At 68.1% G+C, this 17,393-nt stretch carries 14 protein-coding genes; 3 read left to right on the top strand and 11 right to left on the bottom strand.

The annotated features are described in order from the left end of the window. Positions 1–112: 112 nt before the first annotated feature. The 6 genes from QFZ21_RS10235 to QFZ21_RS10260 form a co-directional block, all read right to left on the bottom strand. Positions 113–2,359 (bottom strand): glycoside hydrolase family 3 N-terminal domain-containing protein, encoded by a 2,247-nt coding sequence (locus QFZ21_RS10235; RefSeq protein WP_307377452.1) that lies wholly within the window; start codon positions 2,357–2,359, stop codon positions 113–115. After that, positions 2,359–3,396, bottom strand: a complete 1,038-nt coding sequence (locus QFZ21_RS10240) for an ABC transporter permease (RefSeq protein ID WP_373426044.1) — start codon at positions 3,394–3,396, stop codon at positions 2,359–2,361. The genes QFZ21_RS10235 and QFZ21_RS10240 overlap by 1 nt, the downstream gene beginning before the upstream one ends. Before the next feature lie 67 nt (positions 3,397–3,463). Further along, entirely contained in the window at positions 3,464–4,459 is a 996-nt protein-coding gene (locus tag QFZ21_RS10245) for an ABC transporter permease (RefSeq protein WP_307377456.1), read from the bottom strand. After that, a complete protein-coding gene (locus QFZ21_RS10250; protein ID WP_307377459.1) occupies positions 4,456–5,268 on the bottom strand; it encodes an ABC transporter ATP-binding protein in 813 nt (270 codons plus the stop codon). The genes QFZ21_RS10245 and QFZ21_RS10250 overlap by 4 nt, the downstream gene beginning before the upstream one ends. Continuing rightward, on the bottom strand, positions 5,265–6,089 hold the full coding sequence (locus tag QFZ21_RS10255) for an ABC transporter ATP-binding protein (RefSeq protein WP_307377461.1): 825 nt from the start codon (positions 6,087–6,089) through the stop codon (positions 5,265–5,267). The genes QFZ21_RS10250 and QFZ21_RS10255 overlap by 4 nt, the downstream gene beginning before the upstream one ends. A gap of 81 nt (positions 6,090–6,170) precedes the next feature. Next, positions 6,171–7,841, bottom strand: a complete 1,671-nt coding sequence (locus QFZ21_RS10260; RefSeq protein ID WP_307377464.1) for an ABC transporter substrate-binding protein — start codon at positions 7,839–7,841, stop codon at positions 6,171–6,173. 129 nt (positions 7,842–7,970) lie between these two features. On the opposite strand from QFZ21_RS10260, the gene QFZ21_RS10265 reads away from it, so the two are divergent. Beyond that, complete coding sequence (locus QFZ21_RS10265; RefSeq protein ID WP_307377467.1) at positions 7,971–8,609, top strand: TetR/AcrR family transcriptional regulator; 639 nt, start codon at positions 7,971–7,973, stop codon at positions 8,607–8,609. A gap of 283 nt (positions 8,610–8,892) precedes the next feature. Here QFZ21_RS10265 and QFZ21_RS10270 read toward each other — a convergent pair whose 3' ends face one another. Beyond that, positions 8,893–10,614, bottom strand: a complete 1,722-nt coding sequence (locus tag QFZ21_RS10270) for a reverse transcriptase domain-containing protein (RefSeq protein WP_307377469.1) — start codon at positions 10,612–10,614, stop codon at positions 8,893–8,895. Between the two features lie 126 nt (positions 10,615–10,740). On the opposite strand from QFZ21_RS10270, the gene QFZ21_RS10275 reads away from it, so the two are divergent. Next, the gene (locus QFZ21_RS10275) at positions 10,741–11,982 is read left to right on the top strand and encodes an amidohydrolase (protein WP_307377472.1); all 1,242 of its coding nucleotides are present in this window, start codon (positions 10,741–10,743) and stop codon (positions 11,980–11,982) included. On the opposite strand, the gene QFZ21_RS10280 is transcribed toward QFZ21_RS10275, so the two are convergent. From QFZ21_RS10280 to QFZ21_RS10295, 4 genes are read right to left on the bottom strand one after another with little or no spacing between them, the layout of a single operon-like run. Then, positions 11,979–12,449: a hypothetical protein gene (locus QFZ21_RS10280; RefSeq protein ID WP_307377476.1), complete on the bottom strand. Its 471-nt coding sequence runs from the start codon at positions 12,447–12,449 to the stop codon at positions 11,979–11,981. The two genes, QFZ21_RS10275 and QFZ21_RS10280, sit on opposite strands and share 4 nt — an antisense overlap. Positions 12,450–12,459: 10 nt before the next feature. Further along, on the bottom strand, positions 12,460–14,304 hold the full coding sequence (locus tag QFZ21_RS10285; protein WP_307377479.1) for an IlvD/Edd family dehydratase: 1,845 nt from the start codon (positions 14,302–14,304) through the stop codon (positions 12,460–12,462). Continuing rightward, entirely contained in the window at positions 14,301–15,671 is a 1,371-nt protein-coding gene (locus tag QFZ21_RS10290) for a hypothetical protein (protein WP_307377482.1), read from the bottom strand. Before QFZ21_RS10290 ends, QFZ21_RS10285 begins: the two co-directional genes overlap by 4 nt. 36 nt (positions 15,672–15,707) lie before the next feature. After that, positions 15,708–16,547: a fumarylacetoacetate hydrolase family protein gene (locus tag QFZ21_RS10295; protein WP_307377486.1), complete on the bottom strand. Its 840-nt coding sequence runs from the start codon at positions 16,545–16,547 to the stop codon at positions 15,708–15,710. A gap of 68 nt (positions 16,548–16,615) precedes the next feature. On the opposite strand from QFZ21_RS10295, the gene QFZ21_RS10300 reads away from it, so the two are divergent. Then, positions 16,616–17,296 (top strand): hypothetical protein, encoded by a 681-nt coding sequence (locus QFZ21_RS10300; protein WP_307377489.1) that lies wholly within the window; start codon positions 16,616–16,618, stop codon positions 17,294–17,296. The last annotated feature ends 97 nt before the right edge of the window (positions 17,297–17,393 follow it).

Below are 17,393 nucleotides of genomic sequence, written 5' to 3' on the forward strand. Positions count from 1 at the left end.
TTCTCGTCACGTTCCCACCGTAAAACCTCAACCGCTGTTCAGGTCAAATCGGCGGGTCGCCGCGCCGCGAAAAACCTCGTGCCGCGAAACCCTGCGCCGCGGCATCCGCCCGTCAGGCCACGGTGAACTCGGCCGCCAGCAGCACCTCATCCCGGGACGACGGCCCGACGAGCAGCTCGAACACCCCCGGCTCGACGCGACGGATGCCGGCGGCATCCACGATCGTGCACTCGGCGACCGGCAGCTCCACCCGCACGCGTGCGGTCTCGCCGGGCGCGAGATCCACCTGTCGGTAGGTCTTGAGCTCCTTGTCGGTCCAGCTCACGCTGGTCACGGCATCCCGCACGTACACCTGCACGGTCTCGCGCACCGGGCGCTCCCCCGTGTTGGTCACGGTCACGTGTCCGACGATGGTGTCGGCGACGCCGAGCCCGGTCGACGACAGCTCGAGGTCGGCGTACTCGACGCGCGTGTACGACAGCCCCTCACCGAACGCCCACGCGGGCGACTGGGTGAGGTCGGCGTACCGGTCTCCGTGCTGTCCGCGGATCTGGTTGTAGTACGTCGGCTGCTGGCCGACGTGCCGGGCGAAGGAGATCGGCAGCCGACCGGAGGGCTCGACCGCCCCGGTGATGATCTCGGCGAGCGCCCGTCCGCCCTGCATCCCCGGGCTGGCGGCCCAGATGACGGCCGCCGCACGCTGCACGGATGCCGGCAACACGAGCGGCTTCGAGGCGAGCAGCACCACGACGACGGGCTTCCCGGTCGCGATCAGGGCGTCGAGCATCGCGATCTGCCCGCCGACGAGTTCGAGCGTCGCGGTGGAACGCCCCTCGCCGACCAGTTCGATGCGATCGCCGACGACCGCGACGACCACATCGGAGTTGGATGCCGCGGCCACGGCCTCCGCGATCAGCTCGGCATCCGGCGCGGAGGGCTGCACGACCGGCGGGCGGGGCTGCCCGTCGGGGAAGGTCGCGCCGGCAGGGTTCGGCGCGAGCGTCAGGATCTCGGCCCCGCGGGAGTACGAGACCTCCCACGGCGCGATCTGGCGCAGTCCGTCGAGCACGGTCGTGATCATGTCGCGGGGCTGGCCGTCGAGCCAGCCGGCCTGACCGGAGGAACCCGCCCAGTCGCCGAGCTGGTTCTGCGCGTCATCCGCGAGCGGCCCCACCACGGCGACCCGTCGCACATCAGCGGGCTGCACCGGGAGGAGGCCGTCGTTCTCGAGCAGCACGACCGAGCGCCGGGCGATCTCGAGGTTGAGCGCCGTGTGCTCGGCGCTGCCGACGACCTGGTCGAGCTCGGCGCGCGGGAGGCGCGGATCCTCGAAGAGCCCGAGCTCGAACTTCAGGGTGAGGATGCGTGCCGCGGCCACGTCGAACGCGTCCTCGGCGAGGAGGCCCTGCGCCACGGCATCCAACGCACCCTCGAAGAACCCGGGGGTGTTCATGATCATGTCGTTGCCGGCGGTGACCGCCGCCGCCGAGGCGTGCGGGTAGTCGGGCTGCACCCGCTGCTCCCACACCATGCGGCCGACGTTGTCCCAGTCGGTGATGAGGGTGCCGGTGTAGTCCCACTCGCCGCGCAGCACGTCGCTGAGCAGCCACTCGTTGGTCGTGATGGGCACGCCGTCCATGGTCTGGTAGCCGAGCATGAACGACCGGCAGCCCTCCCGCGCGACCCGCTCGAACGGCGGCAGGAACCACGACCGCAGCTTCCGCCGCGAGATGTCGGCCTCGCTCGCGTCGCGTCCGCCCTGCGTCTCGGAGTAGCCGGCGAAGTGCTTGGCCGTCGCGAGAACCGCGGTCGGGTCGTCGAGTCCGTCGCCCTGATAGCCGCGCACCATGGCGCTGGCGAGCTCGCCGATCAGGAACGGATCCTCGCCGAACGTCTCCCCCACGCGCCCCCAGCGCAGGTCGCGCGAGATGCAGAGCACCGGCGAGAACGTCCAGTGGATGCCGGTCACCGCGACCTCCTCGGCGGTCGCACGGGCGACGCGCTCGACGAGCTCGGCATCCCACGACGCGGCCATGCCGAGCTGGGTCGGGTAGATCGTGGCGCCGGGCCAGAACGAGTGGCCGTGGATGCAGTCCTCGGCCACGAGCAGGGGGATCTGCAGGCGCGTCTGAGCGGTCAGCTCGTTCGCCCGCAGGATGCGCTCCGGCGAGGTGTGCAGGATCGACCCGACGTTGCGGCGCAGGATGTGGTCGTCGAGATCGTCGCGCGCGTCGAGCTGCAGCATCTGCCCGATCTTCTCCTCGAGCGTCATCCGGCCCAGGAGGTCGGCGACACGTTCGGGGATCGACAGCGCGGGATCGAGGTACGGCGGGGCGGTGGTCACGGTAGGAGAGGTCATCACTTCGAGTTCTGTGTCTTCGTGTTCGTGGGAGTCGTCTGGGGCGCCTGGCGGGAGGTCGGCACGCTGCGCACGGCCGTGACCGCGTCGTTCACGTTCAGGCCCTTCTTCTTCATCGCCCGAGCCCGCTCTCCCGCGGAGCGCAGGCGCGGGTTGACATACTCGTCGATGCCGAAGTTGATCAGCGACAGCGCCACGCCGAGCAGCGCGATGCAGAGTCCGGCGGGCACGTACCACCACCAGTAGTTCGGGAAGGCGCCGTTCTGCTGCGCCCAGTACAGGATCGTGCCCCAGTTGAGGTTCGTGATCGGGATGACCCCGATGAACGCGAGCGTGGTGAGGCCGAGCACGGCGGCGGTCACGGTGCCGACGAAGCTCGAGGCGATGATCGCCATCAGGTTCGGCAGCATCTCGACGAAGATGATCCGTCGCAGCGGCTCGCCGTTCGCGCGGGCGGCCTGGATGAAGTCGCGGTTGCGCAGCGACATCGTCTGCGCCCGCATCACCCGCGCACCCCACGCCCACCCGGTGAGGGCGAGCACGGCCGCGATCAGCACGAGCGGCGGGTTCTCGAACTGCGAGGCCACGATGATGATGAGCGGGAGTCCGGGGATCACCAGGAACACGTTGGTCAACGCCGAGAGCGACTCGCTGCGCCAACCCCGCGTGTATCCCGAGACGACGCCCATGATCACGGCGATGAAGGTGCCCATGATGCCGGCCAGGAAGCCGACGATCAGCACGCCCCTGGTGCCGTAGATGATCTGGCTGAGGATGTCCTCGCCCATGTGGGTCGTGCCGAGGAGATGGGTCGGCGACGGCGCCTGACGCAGGGCCGTGTAGTCCTTCTCGAGGGGGCCGTAGGGCGCGAGCAGATCGCTGAAGATCGCGACGAGCGCGAAGACCCCGAGGATGATGAGCCCGGTCAGCGACTTGCGGTTGCGGAACATCGCGAAGGCCGCGCCGAGCTGCGACCAGAACGTCTTCTCCGCCGGCTTCTTCGTGGCGGGTGTGCGGAGCGTCGCCGTCTCCGGCATTCCGGTGACCGGTGCGACGCCGTCCGTCGAGGCGGCGGCGTTCTCCGCCGAGGGGGAAAGGGACATCTCAGGCCTCCGACTGCCGAGTGCGCGGATCGAGCACCGCGTACGCGATGTCGGCGAGGATGTTGGCGATCAGCACCGCCATCGTGATGATCAGGAACAGCCCCTGCATGAGCGGGTAGTCCTTCGCATTGGTGGCGTCGAGCAGGAGCTTGCCGACCCCGGGGTACGAGAAGACCATCTCCATCACGATCGTGCCGCCGACGATGAAGCCGATCGACAGCGCGAAGCTGGAGAGCTGAGGCAGCACCGCATTGCGGGCCGCGTAGCGCCACAGCACCCGGCTGTTCGGCATGCCCTTGGCCTGCGCGACCGTGATGTAGTCCTCATCCAGCACGGTCAGCATCATGTTGCGCATGCCGAGGATCCAGCCGCCGAGAGAGGCGATCACGATCGTCAGCACCGGCAGAGCGCCGTGCGCGATCACCTGGCCGATGAAGTCGAGCGTGAGCTCGGGGCTCGATCCCTTGTCGTAGGCGTGCGACGCCGGGAACCAGCCGAGACCGGTCGAGAGCACGGCGATCGCGATGAGTCCGAGCCAGAAGTACGGCACGGTGCTGAAGAACGTCGAGATCGGCACGATGACGTCGGCGCGGCTGCCGCGCCGCCATCCGATGATGGCCCCGCCCGCGGTGCCGATCAGGAACGACAGGATCGTGGCGATCCCGACCAGCCCGACGGTCCACGGCAGCGCGGCGGAGATGACCTCGCCGACCGGCGCGAGTCCGTTCGAGAACGAGCGGCCGAGGTCGCCCGAGAAGAGCAGGCCCCAGTAATCGAGGTACTGCTGCCAGAGCGATGTGTTCTGATCCAGCCCGAAGAGGATGCGCAGGGCGCGCTCGGCCTCGGGGCTGATCTGGCCGGCGTTCTTCTGCATGTACGCGGTGACCGGGTCGCCCTTGAGCATGCGCGGCAGGAAGAAGTTGATCGTGATCGCGGCCCATGCGGTGAACAGGTAGAAGGCGATGCGGCTGGCGATGAAGCGGAACGGGATTCTCATTCGGCTCCTCCGAACGGATGCTGCGTCGCGGACGCGAAGTGCTTCTCCGGGTCGGGCGATGCCGCCCTGAGCTCCTTCGTGTACGGATGCTGGGGGTTCAGGATCACGTCGTCGGCGGGGCCGTGCTCGACGACCTTGCCGTGGTGGAGCACCATGATCTCGTCGCTGAAGTGCCGGGCGGTCGCCAGGTCGTGCGTGATGTACAGGACGCCGAGGCCCTCTTCCCGCTGCAGGTCGGCGAGCAGGGTGAGCACGCCGAGGCGGATCGAGACGTCGAGCATCGACACCGGCTCGTCGGCGACCAGGATCGAGGGCCGCGAAGCGAGCGCGCGGGCGATCGCGACGCGCTGCCGCTGACCGCCGGAGAGCTCGTGGGGGCGGCGGTCGATCACGGCATCCGGGTCGAGGCGAACCCGCTCGAGCAGACGGCGGACCTCGGTCTCGGTCTCGTCCTTCGGGACGACGGCGTCGAGCTGGAGCGGACGCTCGACGTGATAGCGGATGGTGTGGGCGGGGTTGAGCGAGGCGAACGGATCCTGGAACACCATGCGCAGCTGCTGCCGATAGCGGCGGAGGCCACGACCGTGGCGGGGGATCGGGGCGCCGTCGAGACGCACCTCCCCGGAGGTCGGCGTCTCGAGCTGGGTGAGGATCTTGGCGATCGTGGACTTGCCGCTGCCGGACTGTCCGACCAGGGCGACCGTCTGCCGGTCGCGCAGCGTGAAGCTGACGTCGTCGAGGGCGAGCATCGACGCGGCGCCGCGCACGCGGTAGCGCTTGGTCACGTTCTGGAACTCGAGGAGCGTCATCGGACCAGCACTCCCCTCTCGCCGGTGAGGCGCGGGAACGAAGCGAGGAGCTTCTTGGTGTACTCGTGCTGCGGCCGCTCCCAGAGGTCACGGGCGGTGGCCAGCTCGATGATCTCGCCCTCGCGCATCACGGCGATGCGGTCGCTGATCTCGAGCAGGAGCGGAAGGTCGTGGGTGATGAAGATCACCGAGAAGCCGAACTCGTGCCGCAGCTGCGAGATCTGGCGGAGGATCTCGCGCTGCACCAGCACGTCGAGGGCGGTGGTCGGCTCGTCCATCACCATGAGCTGCGGGCGCAGGGCGAGGGCCATCGCGATCATCACGCGCTGGCGCATGCCGCCGGAGAGCTCGTGCGGATACGAGCGGATGCGGTCCTTCCCGACCGCGACCAGCTCGAGCAGCTCTTGCGCCGCGGCGCGCCGCTCGCGGCGGCTGAGGTCGGGACGGTGCACCTCGAACACGTCCTCGAGCTGCGCGCCGATCGTGGCGACCGGGTTGAGCGCGTTCATCGCGCCCTGGAACACCATCGAGACCTTGTCCCAGCGGAATCTCTGCATCGCGTCGGCATCGAGGGCGTTGATGTCGACATCGACACCGGATGCATCGTGGAAGGTCACGCTGCCGCCGGTGATGACGGCGGGTGCACGGAGCAGGCGCTGCACGCCGTACGCGAGCGTGGTCTTGCCGCATCCGCTCTCTCCGGCGAGACCGAGGATCTCGCCGCGCTGCAGTTCGAGCGTCACGTTCTTCACCGCCTCGACGGGAGGGGCGACGTCGTACACGACCGAGAAGTCGCGCACGCTGAGCAGGGGGTCAGGCATGGGGATATCGCTTTCGTGGGGACGGCCCTTCGTCTCGCTCCGCTCGCTCAGGAACCGAGCGAGCGGAGCGAGACGAGAGGGTCACTCGGCCGGCTTGAGCTTCGTGAGGATCAGCGGGACGGTGACCAACGTGGGGTCGGCCGTCGCGTACTGATCGTCCTCGCCGGGCCAGCCGACGTAACCACGCGTGTTGTACTCGCCGAGCACCGGGTGGGTGCCGACCGGGATCACCGGCACGTCTTCGACGAACATCTTCTGCACCTCTTCGATCGCCGCGGTGCGCTCCTCCTCGCTTCCCGAGGTGGCGTAGGTGTTCAGCAGCTCCGTGGCGCGGTCGTTCTCGTAGCGGCCGAAGTTGAAGTCCACCTCGTCGCCGGTGAGCAGCCAGCGGCCGTCCATGGTGTCGGAGTAGAGGTCGTAGGGCGTGGTTCCGCCGTCGACCCAGTGCATGATCGCGTCGAAGTCGCCGGTGCGCTTGTTCGCCCACCAGGTGTCGGCGTCGGGGGTGTCGACCTTGGCGTCGGCACCGAGGGTCTCCTTGACCTGGTCGGCGATCAGGCTGATGCCGGTGACGTAGTCGTTCCAGCCCTGCGGCACCTGGAGGGTGAACGAGACGGGCTCGCCGTCCGGGTCCATCAGCGCGTCGCCGTCCCAGGTGTAGCCCGCGTCCTCGAGGATCCCGCGAGCGCCGTCGACGTCCATCGAGAACTCCTCGCCCTCGAACTCGGGGGCGATGTACTGCTCACCGATCGGGGTGGGCAGGCCGGTGACCGAGGTGAGCTCGGGTCCGGCGTTCTCGCGCGCGATCTCGGTGTGTGCCGCGCGGTCGATGACCATGTTCACGGCCTGGCGGAACGCGAGGTCGTTGAACGGCTTCTCCTTGTGGTTGAGGAAGAGCACGTCGGGCGCCAGGTTGTTGGCCGCCCAGAAGACGTTGTGCTCGGGGTCCTTGTCGACGAAGGCGCTCTGCACGTCGGGGATGAAGGCCTGCGCCCAGTCGGCGTCGCCGTTGGCGAGGGCCGTGGTCAGCGCCGTGTTGTCGTTGTACGAGATGTAGTACAGCGTCGGCACGGCGAGGTCGCCGCCCCAGTAGTCGTCGCGCGCCTGGAGCGTGACCGACTGGCTGCTGAAGGTGTCGAGCGTGTAGGGACCGGTGCCGACGGGGTCGGGCGCGACCTCGGTGGTCGGGTCGGCGATGTCCTTCCAGATGTGCTCCGGCACCATCGGGATGTGCAGCACCTGTGACTGCTTGACAAACTTCGACTCGGCGAAGGAGAGCACGACGTTCTCGCCGTCCTTGACGATGTCGGTCAGCTGGATGTTGCCGGTGTCGAAGGCCGGGGTGTTCCGGATCATGTCGTACGAGAAGATGATGTCGTCGGCGGTGAACTCCTCGCCGTCGCTCCAGGTGACGCCCGCGCGCGGGGTGACGGTGAGCTGCGTGTAGTCGTCGTTCCACTCGACCTTCTCGGCCAGCCACGGGGTGGTCTCGTTCTTTCCGACGGAGTTGACCATGGCGAGCGGCTCGAAGATGACGTTCTTGTAGCCGAGCTTGTTGGCCGACGAATCGCCGACCCAGGGGTTGTTCGACTCGGTGGTGATGGCGCCGTCGGGCTTGGCGATCGTCAGCGCGGGGGATTCTCCGGAGCTGCCGCCGCCGTCGGTGCCGCCGCCGGCTGCGCACCCGGCGAGGACCGAGGTGCTGAGGGCGGCGATCGCTGCGACGGCGATCAGGGATTTTCTGAGCTTCATTGCTTCTCCTTGGGCACGGTCATTGTGCTGCGTGTGTGGGGACATCACTTACTGGCGAGAAAGTAAGTATTGGTGAGGTTACCCACTGGTAAGTAAGATGGCAAGTGCCGGTCGGCGAGAGGAGGCAGCGTGGCTGAAGAGACGACGCGCACACGTCCGTCGACTCGTGCGAAGCGCGAACAGATCCTCAAGGCGGCCGTCGAGATCTTCGGCAACAAGGGTTCGACCAACGGCACGCTCGCCGACGTCGCCGAGCAGGTCGGCATCACGCACGCCGGTGTTCTCCACCACTTCGGCTCGAAGCAGAAGCTGCTGCTCGAAGTGCTCTCCTACCGCGATCAGGCCGATGTCGCCGAGCTCGCGAAGAAGCACATCCCCGGCGGCCCCGAACTCTTCCTGCACCTCGTGCGCACGGCCTTCGCGAACGAGAAGCGCCCCGGCATCGTGCAGGCGTACACCGTGCTCTCGTCGGAGTCGGTGACCGACGACCACCCCGGCCGCGAGTACTTCGAGGATCGATACATCACACTCCGCCGCGAGGTCACCGCCGCCTTCGGCGAGCTGTGCGCGCAGGAGGGCGTCACCGAACCGGAGACGATCGCCGCAGCATCCGCGAGCATCCTGGCGGTCATGGACGGACTGCAGCTGCAATGGCTCCTGCATCCGGAGGAGATCGAGCTCGGCGCCGCGAGCGAGTACGCGATCCGCGCGATCGTGAACGGCGTGCTGCATCCGGGCCCTGCCCTGGAGACGTACGCCCGCGAGTGAGGCGGCCGCCGCGGCGAACGCTCCGCGGAACACATGTCCGACGTGCGCTGCACGACCGTTACCGCGACTCCGTGAAGATGGCAGCGACATCAGTCGATGGGGTCGCCGTATCCCTACCCTTTATCGATCGTTGCCATGCCAGGGCGCCGACGACGGAAGTTCTTCTCCCCTTCGGGGCCACGGACCCTCGTCGAGCCAGGCTCCGATCGGACACCCGTCGAGACGAGCTGGCGCAGGGGATGCGAAGTACTCGCAAATCTGGCCGCCTTCACTCTGCCTGCGGTCATCGCAAACGGCGCGCCCGGAGGTGACCGAAAAGCATGGAAGGCAAATCGTCTTGCGATCGTAGGTAGTCGATGGTGCGTTGCATCCCGGGAAGACGCTTCGCCCGGTCAGCCGTCGCCTTGTCTAGACGATCGATACGCCGGAGCGCCACGAGTGCGGCTCGCACTACCTCGGGGTCGTATTCCTTGTCGATGATGGCCTGAAGCTTGACCACGTCTGAGGGCGTTCGACCAAGTGCCGCCACCTGCATCGCGATTGCGCGTTGAAAGCTCGCTTGAGAGAGATCGAAGGCAACTCTTCTTGCATAGTTGACGATTCGAGGCGTCGCGGAGGATGGTTCGTCCGCGAATGCAGCGAGCAGCCAACTGGCGAGGTAGCCTCCCGTGTTGCGCTCCGGGTCGTCGAGATAGTCCGCGACGCCGTCCGCAACGCGTCGCGTGGTGACCCAGGGAGCGATGTATGCCGCAACATTCCAACCCAGTTGAGCGATGGTCTCGAGATTGTCGAGCACCTTCTTGAGTACGGCCTTTTCGCGCAACTTGTAGAGCCGGTAGAGACTGAAACGAGCGTGGGTGCGGTTCACCGTTCCGTCGCCCTTGAGGGCATCGCGGAACAGCTTGGATAGAGACTTGCGAACGTCGGCGGAGTCGTCGTCAGTGTCGAAGGCATAGTTGGCGTCTTCGAGAGCCGTGTCTTCGAGCGCAGCGATCGCGTCAGCTGCCGTCCTCAACTCCGTCTTCTTCGTCGACAGGACCAGGTTTCGCTTCTTGCACTCGTCGTCGAATTCGTGGAGTGCGCGTATAGCAAGATGCCGAGTAGGGGCGATGATGCGTACATCGTCCATGTAGCGGTAGTACGAGACGTCGGGGATGCGAGACATCACGTCATCTACGGCTCTCATGTAAAAGTTTGCCAACAGGCGAGACGCGTCCGGACCCTGCGGCAGTCCGGTGCTGGGAGCGACTGCCCACGTTCTTAGCATGTGACTGAGCACGTTCGTAAGCGTCTGCGGGACGCCCGCGTCGCGGATCTCCCGCATGAGGAGCGTGTGATTGATGCAGTCGAAAAATGCGGTCACATCCGTTTCGACAACGTAACCGCCTACTTCGTCGGCGCGATGTCGGACACCCGCCTTCCAACGAGCGAAGCCCCCCGTGCGAATAAAGCGATGCCCAGAATCGAGTCGCGCCGCGTATGCCTCACTGCCGATGAGATCGTCCAGAGTCGGCGCCATAGCCAGAACCACGGCGTGATAGGCAAGGCGGTCCGGTAGCGACAAGTTCACCGCGTTGCGTAGGAAGATCGGACTCTTCGGAACGGGCACGCGAATCGCCGGATCCAATGGAGCCGTCTCGTCGACGCGGGCCGCAGCGGCGTCGGTGAGAGCGGAGGTGTCGCGAAGATCATCTGCGAAGCGGAGAACATCAGGGACCCAAGCGTCACGATTGAGATCCTGATTGCGGATGTGCCGCAACGCTGCGGTGAAATCGACCAGAGCCGAGGCGGCTCCAGTGACCCGCTGTTGACGACGAGACGCTTGAGCCGGAAGAGCGTCTTCTCGGATGATCCAGTTCCGACCGCTCTTCACCGCCTCGATGAGCCCATCGCGGGCGCGACGCTTCACGGTAGCGGACGAGACGCCGAGCCGACGCGCGGCTTCCTCGACCGTTAGAAAGGACCCAGACATAACTTTCCGCTCACTCTGATCGTTATCGCTCATTGAGCGTAACACCTGCGGCCTTACTGTAGGTCGAAGCAACGAACATTCGGCGTCGTCGAAGTCTCCGAACGCACCGAGAGTCACGCGCCTGGGACTGGGCTCACATGCCGGGCTAGGCTCGGCACCATGACGATCGACCTCGAAGCGCTCTACATCGACCTGCACCAGCATCCCGAGCTCTCGTTCCAGGAGACGCGCACCGCCGGCATCGCCGCGGCGCACCTGCGGGATCTGGGGCTCGAGGTCGAGGAGGGCGTCGGGGTCACCGGCGTCGTCGGCATCCTCCGCAACCCTTCGACAGGCTCAGGGACCGCGGACGACCCTCAGCCGGTCGTCTGGGTGCGCGCCGACATGGACGCGCTGCCCGTCGAGGAGCAGACCGGTCACGCCTACGCCAGCACCGCCAAGGGCGTCGACCCCTCCGGCACCACCGTCCCCGTCATGCACGCCTGCGGGCACGACATGCACGTCACCGCCATGATCGGTGCGGTCGAGAGGCTCGTGGCCGAGCGGGCCGACTGGTCGGGCACCCTCGTGGTGCTCATCCAGCCCGCCGAGGAGTACGGCGCCGGTGCGCGCGCGATGCTCGACGACGGCATCCTCGACCGCTACCCGAAGCCCGACGTCGTGCTCGGCCAGCACGTCACCCCGCTCCCCGCCGGCATCATCGGCGTGCGCAGCGGCACCCAGATGGCGGCGTCCGACGGTCTCACCGTCACCCTGCACGGCCGCGGCGGGCACGGCTCGCGCCCGCACTCCACCATCGACCCGATCGTCATGGCGGCGGCGACCGTGATGCGCCTGCAGACCATCGCCTCCCGCGAGATCGACCCGCAGGGCGTCGGTGTCGTCACGGTCGGATCGATCCACGCGGGCCTCAAGAACAACATCATCCCGGCCGAGGCGAAGCTGGAGCTGAGCCTCCGCTACCCGAACGAGGCCGCCCGCGAGAAGGTGCTCGCCAGCGTCGAGCGCATCGTGCGCGCCGAGGCGATGGCCTCGGGGGCCGAGCGCGAGCCCGAGATCCACACCCTGCACACGCTCCCCGCGACGATCAACGACGAGGAGGCCACGGCCCGCGCGACCGCCGCCCTGCAGCGCGCGTTCGGCGAAGCATCCGTCATCGATCCGGGCATGTTCACCGGCAGCGAGGACGTCTCGTGGTTCGCGCGGGACGCCGGCGCTCCCCTGGTGTTCTGGTTCTGGGGCGGCGTCGACCCCGTCAAGTTCGCCGAGGCTGCGGCAGCCGACCGGCTGGACAAGGACATCCCGACGAACCACTCGCCGTTCTTCGCGCCGGAGATCCACCCGACCATCGAGGTCGGCGTGACCGCACTGTCGTCGGCGGCACGCGAGTTCCTCGGCTAGGGCCGCCGCTCCCACGGGCGCACGACACCGAGCACCCGCCCCTGGCCATCGTCGAGCACCTGCAGCGCGGCATCCGACACTTCGGTCGGTGTGTGCCAGCGCACGTTCTCGCCGTCGTCGTGCCAGCCCAGCAGGAGGGTGTCGGGCGCGGGCGACGGTTCGCCGCGGGCCGGATCGGCGGCGGCACTCGTCCGCACCAGAACGGTCCGGCCGTCGATCGCCGCCTCGATGCGCCGAAATGTGCTCGGAGTGATCGCAGGCTCGTACACGAGCGCAATCCGCCAGCGGGTGGTCCCGAGCGCCGCATCCAGCGCGAGAAGATCCCGCGCATCGACATGCATCCCGACCACGCCCGCAGGCATCGGGTGCCGCCGTCCGATCCCCGTCACCTCGACTCCTCGGCGCACGAGAGCCGATGCCGCGGGCGCGAGGATTCCAGACGCGCCGACGACGAGAACCGAGTCCATACGCTCCAACCTAGAACGCCTGCGGTCCGACCGGTGCTCCTGACCGCCCCTGGAGGAAGTCGAGATCGAGCCCCTCATCGGCCTGCGTGACGTGGTCGATGTAGAGGCGGGTCCAGCCGCGTTCGCTGTTCGGCACGACCGGCGCGACCCAGTCGGCGCGTCGACTCTCGAGTTCCTCATCGGAGACATGCATGTGCAGGGAGCGGCCCGCGACGTCGAGCGTGACGGTGTCGCCGGTGCGGATGAAGGCGAGCGGACCGCCGGCGGCAGCCTCCGGCACGACGTGCAGCACGACCGTGCCGTAGGACGTGCCACTCATCCGGGCATCCGAGATCCGCACCATGTCGGTCACCCCGGCCTCGAGGATCTTGCGCGGCAGCGCGAGGTTGCCGACCTCCGGCATCCCGGGGTAGCCCTTCGGGCCGACGTTGCGTACGACGAGGATGTCGGCGGGCGTCACGTCGAGATCCGGGTCCTCCGCGTCGGCGAGATAGGCCTGCAGCGAGTCCCACACGAGCGCTCGCCCGGTGTGCTGCATGAGCTCGGGGGCGGCCGCCGACTGCTTGATCACCGCGCCGCGCGGGGCGAGGTTGCCCTTGACCACCGCGATGCCGGAGCCCACGGGCTTGACCGGGTTGTCGAGCGGACGGATGACCTCGCGGTTGAAGACCTCGGCGCCGGCGTAATTCTCGCCGAGCGTGGCACCGGTGACGGTGAGCGCGTCGCGGTGCAGCAGGTCGCCCAGTGTCTCCGCGAAGCCGGCGGTGCCGCCCGCGTACTCGAAGTCCTCCATCAGGAAGCGCCCACTGGGCATCAGGTCGGCCAGCACCGGGATGTCGCGCACGAGCGTGTCGAAGTCGTCGATCGTGAGCTCAACGCCGACGCGGCGGGCGAGCGCCAGCAGGTGGATCACGGCATTCGTCGAACCGCCGAGTGCCGCGTTCGCGCGCACGCCGTTCTCGAACGCCTTGCGGGTGAGGATCTTGGAGGGACGCAGGTCTTCCGCGACCATCTCGACGATGCGACGGCCGGCGAGGTGCGCAGCGGTCGCGCGGCGCGAGTCGTTGGCCGGGAGCGATGCGGTGCCGGGCAGCTGCATCCCCATGTACTCCGAGATGCACGCGAGAGTCGAGGCGGTGCCCATCGTCTGGCAGTGGCCCTGGCTGCGGGCCATGCAGCCCTCGGCCTCAGTGATCGCGGTGTCGTCGATCAGCCCGGCGCGGTACGCCTCGGTGAACTTCCAGACCGAGGTGCCCGAGCCGATGTCGGTGCCGCGGTGCTTGCCGTTCAGCATCGGCCCGCCCGTGATGAGCAGGGCCGGAAGATCGACGGATGCTGCGCCCATCAGGTAGGCGGGCGTGGTCTTGTCGCATCCGGCGAGCAGCACGACGCCGTCGAGCGGGTTCGAGCGCAGCGTCTCCTCGAGGTCCATCGCCATGAGGTTGCGGAGCAGCATCGCCGTCGGGCGCACGATCGGTTCGCCCGCCGAAGTGGTCGGGAACTCGAACGGCACACCGCCCGCTTGCCAGATGCCCCGCTTGACGTGCTCGGCGAGGGCGCGGAGATGGATGTTGCAGCTGGTCAGCTCGCTCCACGAGTTCGCGATGCCGATGATCGGACGCCCGCGGAACGAGTCGTCGGGCAGTCCTTCGCTGCGCAGCCACGAACGGTGCATGAACCCGGTCTTGCCCTCGGCGCCGAACCACTGCTGGCTGCGGAGCCCGGTGCCCCACTCGTGCTCGCCCTGCGGGACGAACCGGTCGAACGGCGCGTGCGGGATCTGCGGGTCGGACGCCGCGTGCGACTCCCCGGGCTGGAACGGCTCGTGCGTCGAGCCGAGGTTCTCGGCGCTCATGCGAACCTCGGAAGGTGCTGCGCCTGCGCGGCGATCAGGTCCTCGGCGAGAGCCGTGGCGCGGTCGGCGTCGAAGATCGCGCCGTCGGCGATCATGGCCTCGACCACCAGGTCTCGGTTGCCGGTGAGCGCGGCCTCGACGGCCAGATCGACCGAGGTCAGGCGTCGGGCGAGGATCGCGGTGAGCGGCTTGCCGAGGTCGGGCACCGCGATCGGGCGGATGCCGCGGGCCGTGGCCACTCCGGGGATCTCGACGGCCGACCAGTCGGGGAGACCGGGGACCGCGCCGTTGTTCACCACGTTGCAGCTGAACATCTCGCGGGAGTCGAACGTGATGGAGCGGATGATGGCGATCAGCTGCTCCTGCTCGCCGCCGGACCGCTCGAAGATCGACTGGTCGAGCGGCTCCTCACCCAGGGCCTGGCGCTTCATCCCCTGGTAGCGGTTCTCGCCCCACTCGAGGATCTCGGGGAGGCTGAACGCATCGATGCCGAGCTTCTTGCCGTAGTAGTCGCCGCTCTGGAACCGCTCGGGGAAGAACTCCACGACGTGCCGGTCACCCGCCGCCGCGAAGGCGCCGTAGCGATCGAACAGCTCCCAGGCGAACGGGTTGTGCCACGCGGTGGGCTTCTCGTAGAAGATGTTGCCGATGTCGGCCGGGTCGGGCGCCTCGGCGAGCTCCTTGCGGACGCGGTCGCGGATCAGCGGCCAGGCGTCCTGCCCCTTCCACCGGAAGTCGTAGATGAACGTGAGGTGGTTGATGCCGGCGTAGAGCGTCGAGGTCTCGTCGAACGGTGCATCGATGAGCTGCGCGAGTTCGCGCTGAATGTGGTGCATGCCGTGGCAGAGGCCGACGACGTCGAGCCCGGTCTGCTGGTGGATGGCCTGCACGTTCGCGGTCATCGGGTTCGAGTAGTTGAAGAAGAACGCATCCGGAGCGAGCTCGGCGATGTCCTGCGCGACCTCGACGAGCACCGGGGTGGTGCGCAGCAGCCGCGAGATGCCGCCGGGCATGATCGAGTCGCCGACGGGCTGGTAGACGCCGTGCTTCTGCACGATCTCGTGGTCGAGCTGCCACGCCGGGCGGCCTCCCACGCCGACGCAGGTGACGATGAAGTCGGCTCCCCCGAGCACCTCGCGGCGCTCCGTCGATCTCACGATGCGGATGCTGTCCTCGACGCCGCGCGCCGCGACCATCGCTTCGGCGAGATCGGCGGCGACGCCCAGAGCCACGGCATCCACGTCGACGAGGCGGATCTCCCAGGCGCCGAGGTCATCGGCGCTGATGAGGTCGGCGAGCAGGCCTCGGGTGAAGACGGCGGATCCGGCCCCGATGAGGACGAGGACGCGGCGGTCGGTGGTGTTCATCGTTGAGTTCCGATCGGTGCGCGGGAGGAGCGGCGCTCAGGCGGTGAGACGCGAGCGGTGGACGAAGCGGTTGCGGAGTTCGCCGATGCCCTCGACGCCCGCCGTGACGACCTCGCCGTGCTGGAGGTAGCGCGGCGGGGTGCGGAATGCTCCGGCTCCCGCGGGGGTGCCGGTGAGGATGAGGTCGCCGGGCTCCAGCGTGACCCCATCGCTGACGAACGCGAGGATGGTGGGCACGTCGAAGATCATCTCGGCCGTGTCGTCTTCCTGCAAGAGCTCGCCGTCGACCTCGGCGTAGATGCGGTGGCCCGCAGGGTCGCCGAACTCGTCGGGGGTGACGAGCTCCGGCCCGAGCGGCGTGAACGTGTCGAAGGACTTGCCGCGGGTCCACTGCACGTCGCCGAACTGCACGTCGCGGGCCGAGACGTCGTTGGCCACCGTGTAGGCGGCGACGTCGTCGAGGGTCGCGGGGGTGTCTCCGCCGCAGCGACGGCCGATGAGGAGCGCGAGCTCCGACTCGAAATCGACGCCCTGCGTGAGGTGGTCCGGCACCACGACGTCTGCCGTGGGGCCGGTGATCGAGGTCGCGTACTTCGCGAAGGTGAGCGGACGCTCCGGCTGGGTGAAGCCCGTCTCGGTCGTGTGGTCGACGTAGTTGAGGCCCACGGCGATGATCTTGCCCGCGCCGGCGACGGGGGCCAGCAGCTCGAGGTCGGCGAGGTCGACCTCGGCCCAGTCGGCGGAGCCGCCGGATCGCCCTGTCGCCAGTGCGGCGAGCGCGTCGTCCGCGTGCGAATCCGGTGCGAGCCGGGAGATTCCGGCATCCGTGATCACGATGCGGGGCGTGCCGTCGATGAGGACTCGGGCGATTCTCATGCTTCTCCTTCGAAAGGTCGTGGAAGCAATGCTGTCACAAACACCCACAAATGAGCAAGAATAAGCAAATGCTTTCAGAGAACATCATGACCGTGGGCGCGCATCGCCCCATCGCGGGACGGGTCTCCCTGGCCCAGGGCGTCTACGGCGCCCGCGGAAACCTCGAGATCGTCGCCTGCGATGCGACCGACGGCCTCTGGGTCTTCTGGTTCAACGCCGACGCTCCCGCCGACTCCGTCGACACCCCCGACGTACCCCCGGGCCAGTGGAGCACCGGCCTCGCCTTCGCCTCAGGCTCGCGCTACCGCGACGCGCAGATCGTGCAGTCGACGCTCGGCCCCGACCACCTGGAGGTCGTCGCCCTGACGGATGCCGGGGTGCTGGAGAGCTGGTACTGGTCACCCGGTCCCGGTTTCCAGCGGCGGGCGGTGCACGCCGCAGCATCCGTCCGCCGTTTCCGGCTCACGCATCGCGACGGAATCCTCACCCTCGACATCGAGAAGGTCGACGGGACGACGGCGGTCGTCAGCTCCGGTGTCGAGCGTTACCCCAATCGGATCTGGATGCCGGTGAAGGCGACTGCTGTGCTCGACGACGACCGCGCCGCCGAGGCTCTGGAGGCACACGGCATCCGCGATGTGGTGCCCGGCACCGCCCGTGCTGCCCGCTCCACGCGCGACGGCGGCACGACCGAGCTCACCTGGCGCGACCGCGACGGCAGCATCCGCCACCTCGGCGTCCGCGACTGACCCGCGCGCGCCCCTCGCGGCCAGCACGAATCTCGCAGAACGTCACGAACTTCGCAGGGATGTGGCTCCAACCCCGCGAGGTTCGTGCCGTTCTGCG

The sequence above is a fragment of the Microbacterium sp. W4I20 genome, assembly GCF_030816505.1.
Classification (GTDB): domain Bacteria; phylum Actinomycetota; class Actinomycetes; order Actinomycetales; family Microbacteriaceae; genus Microbacterium.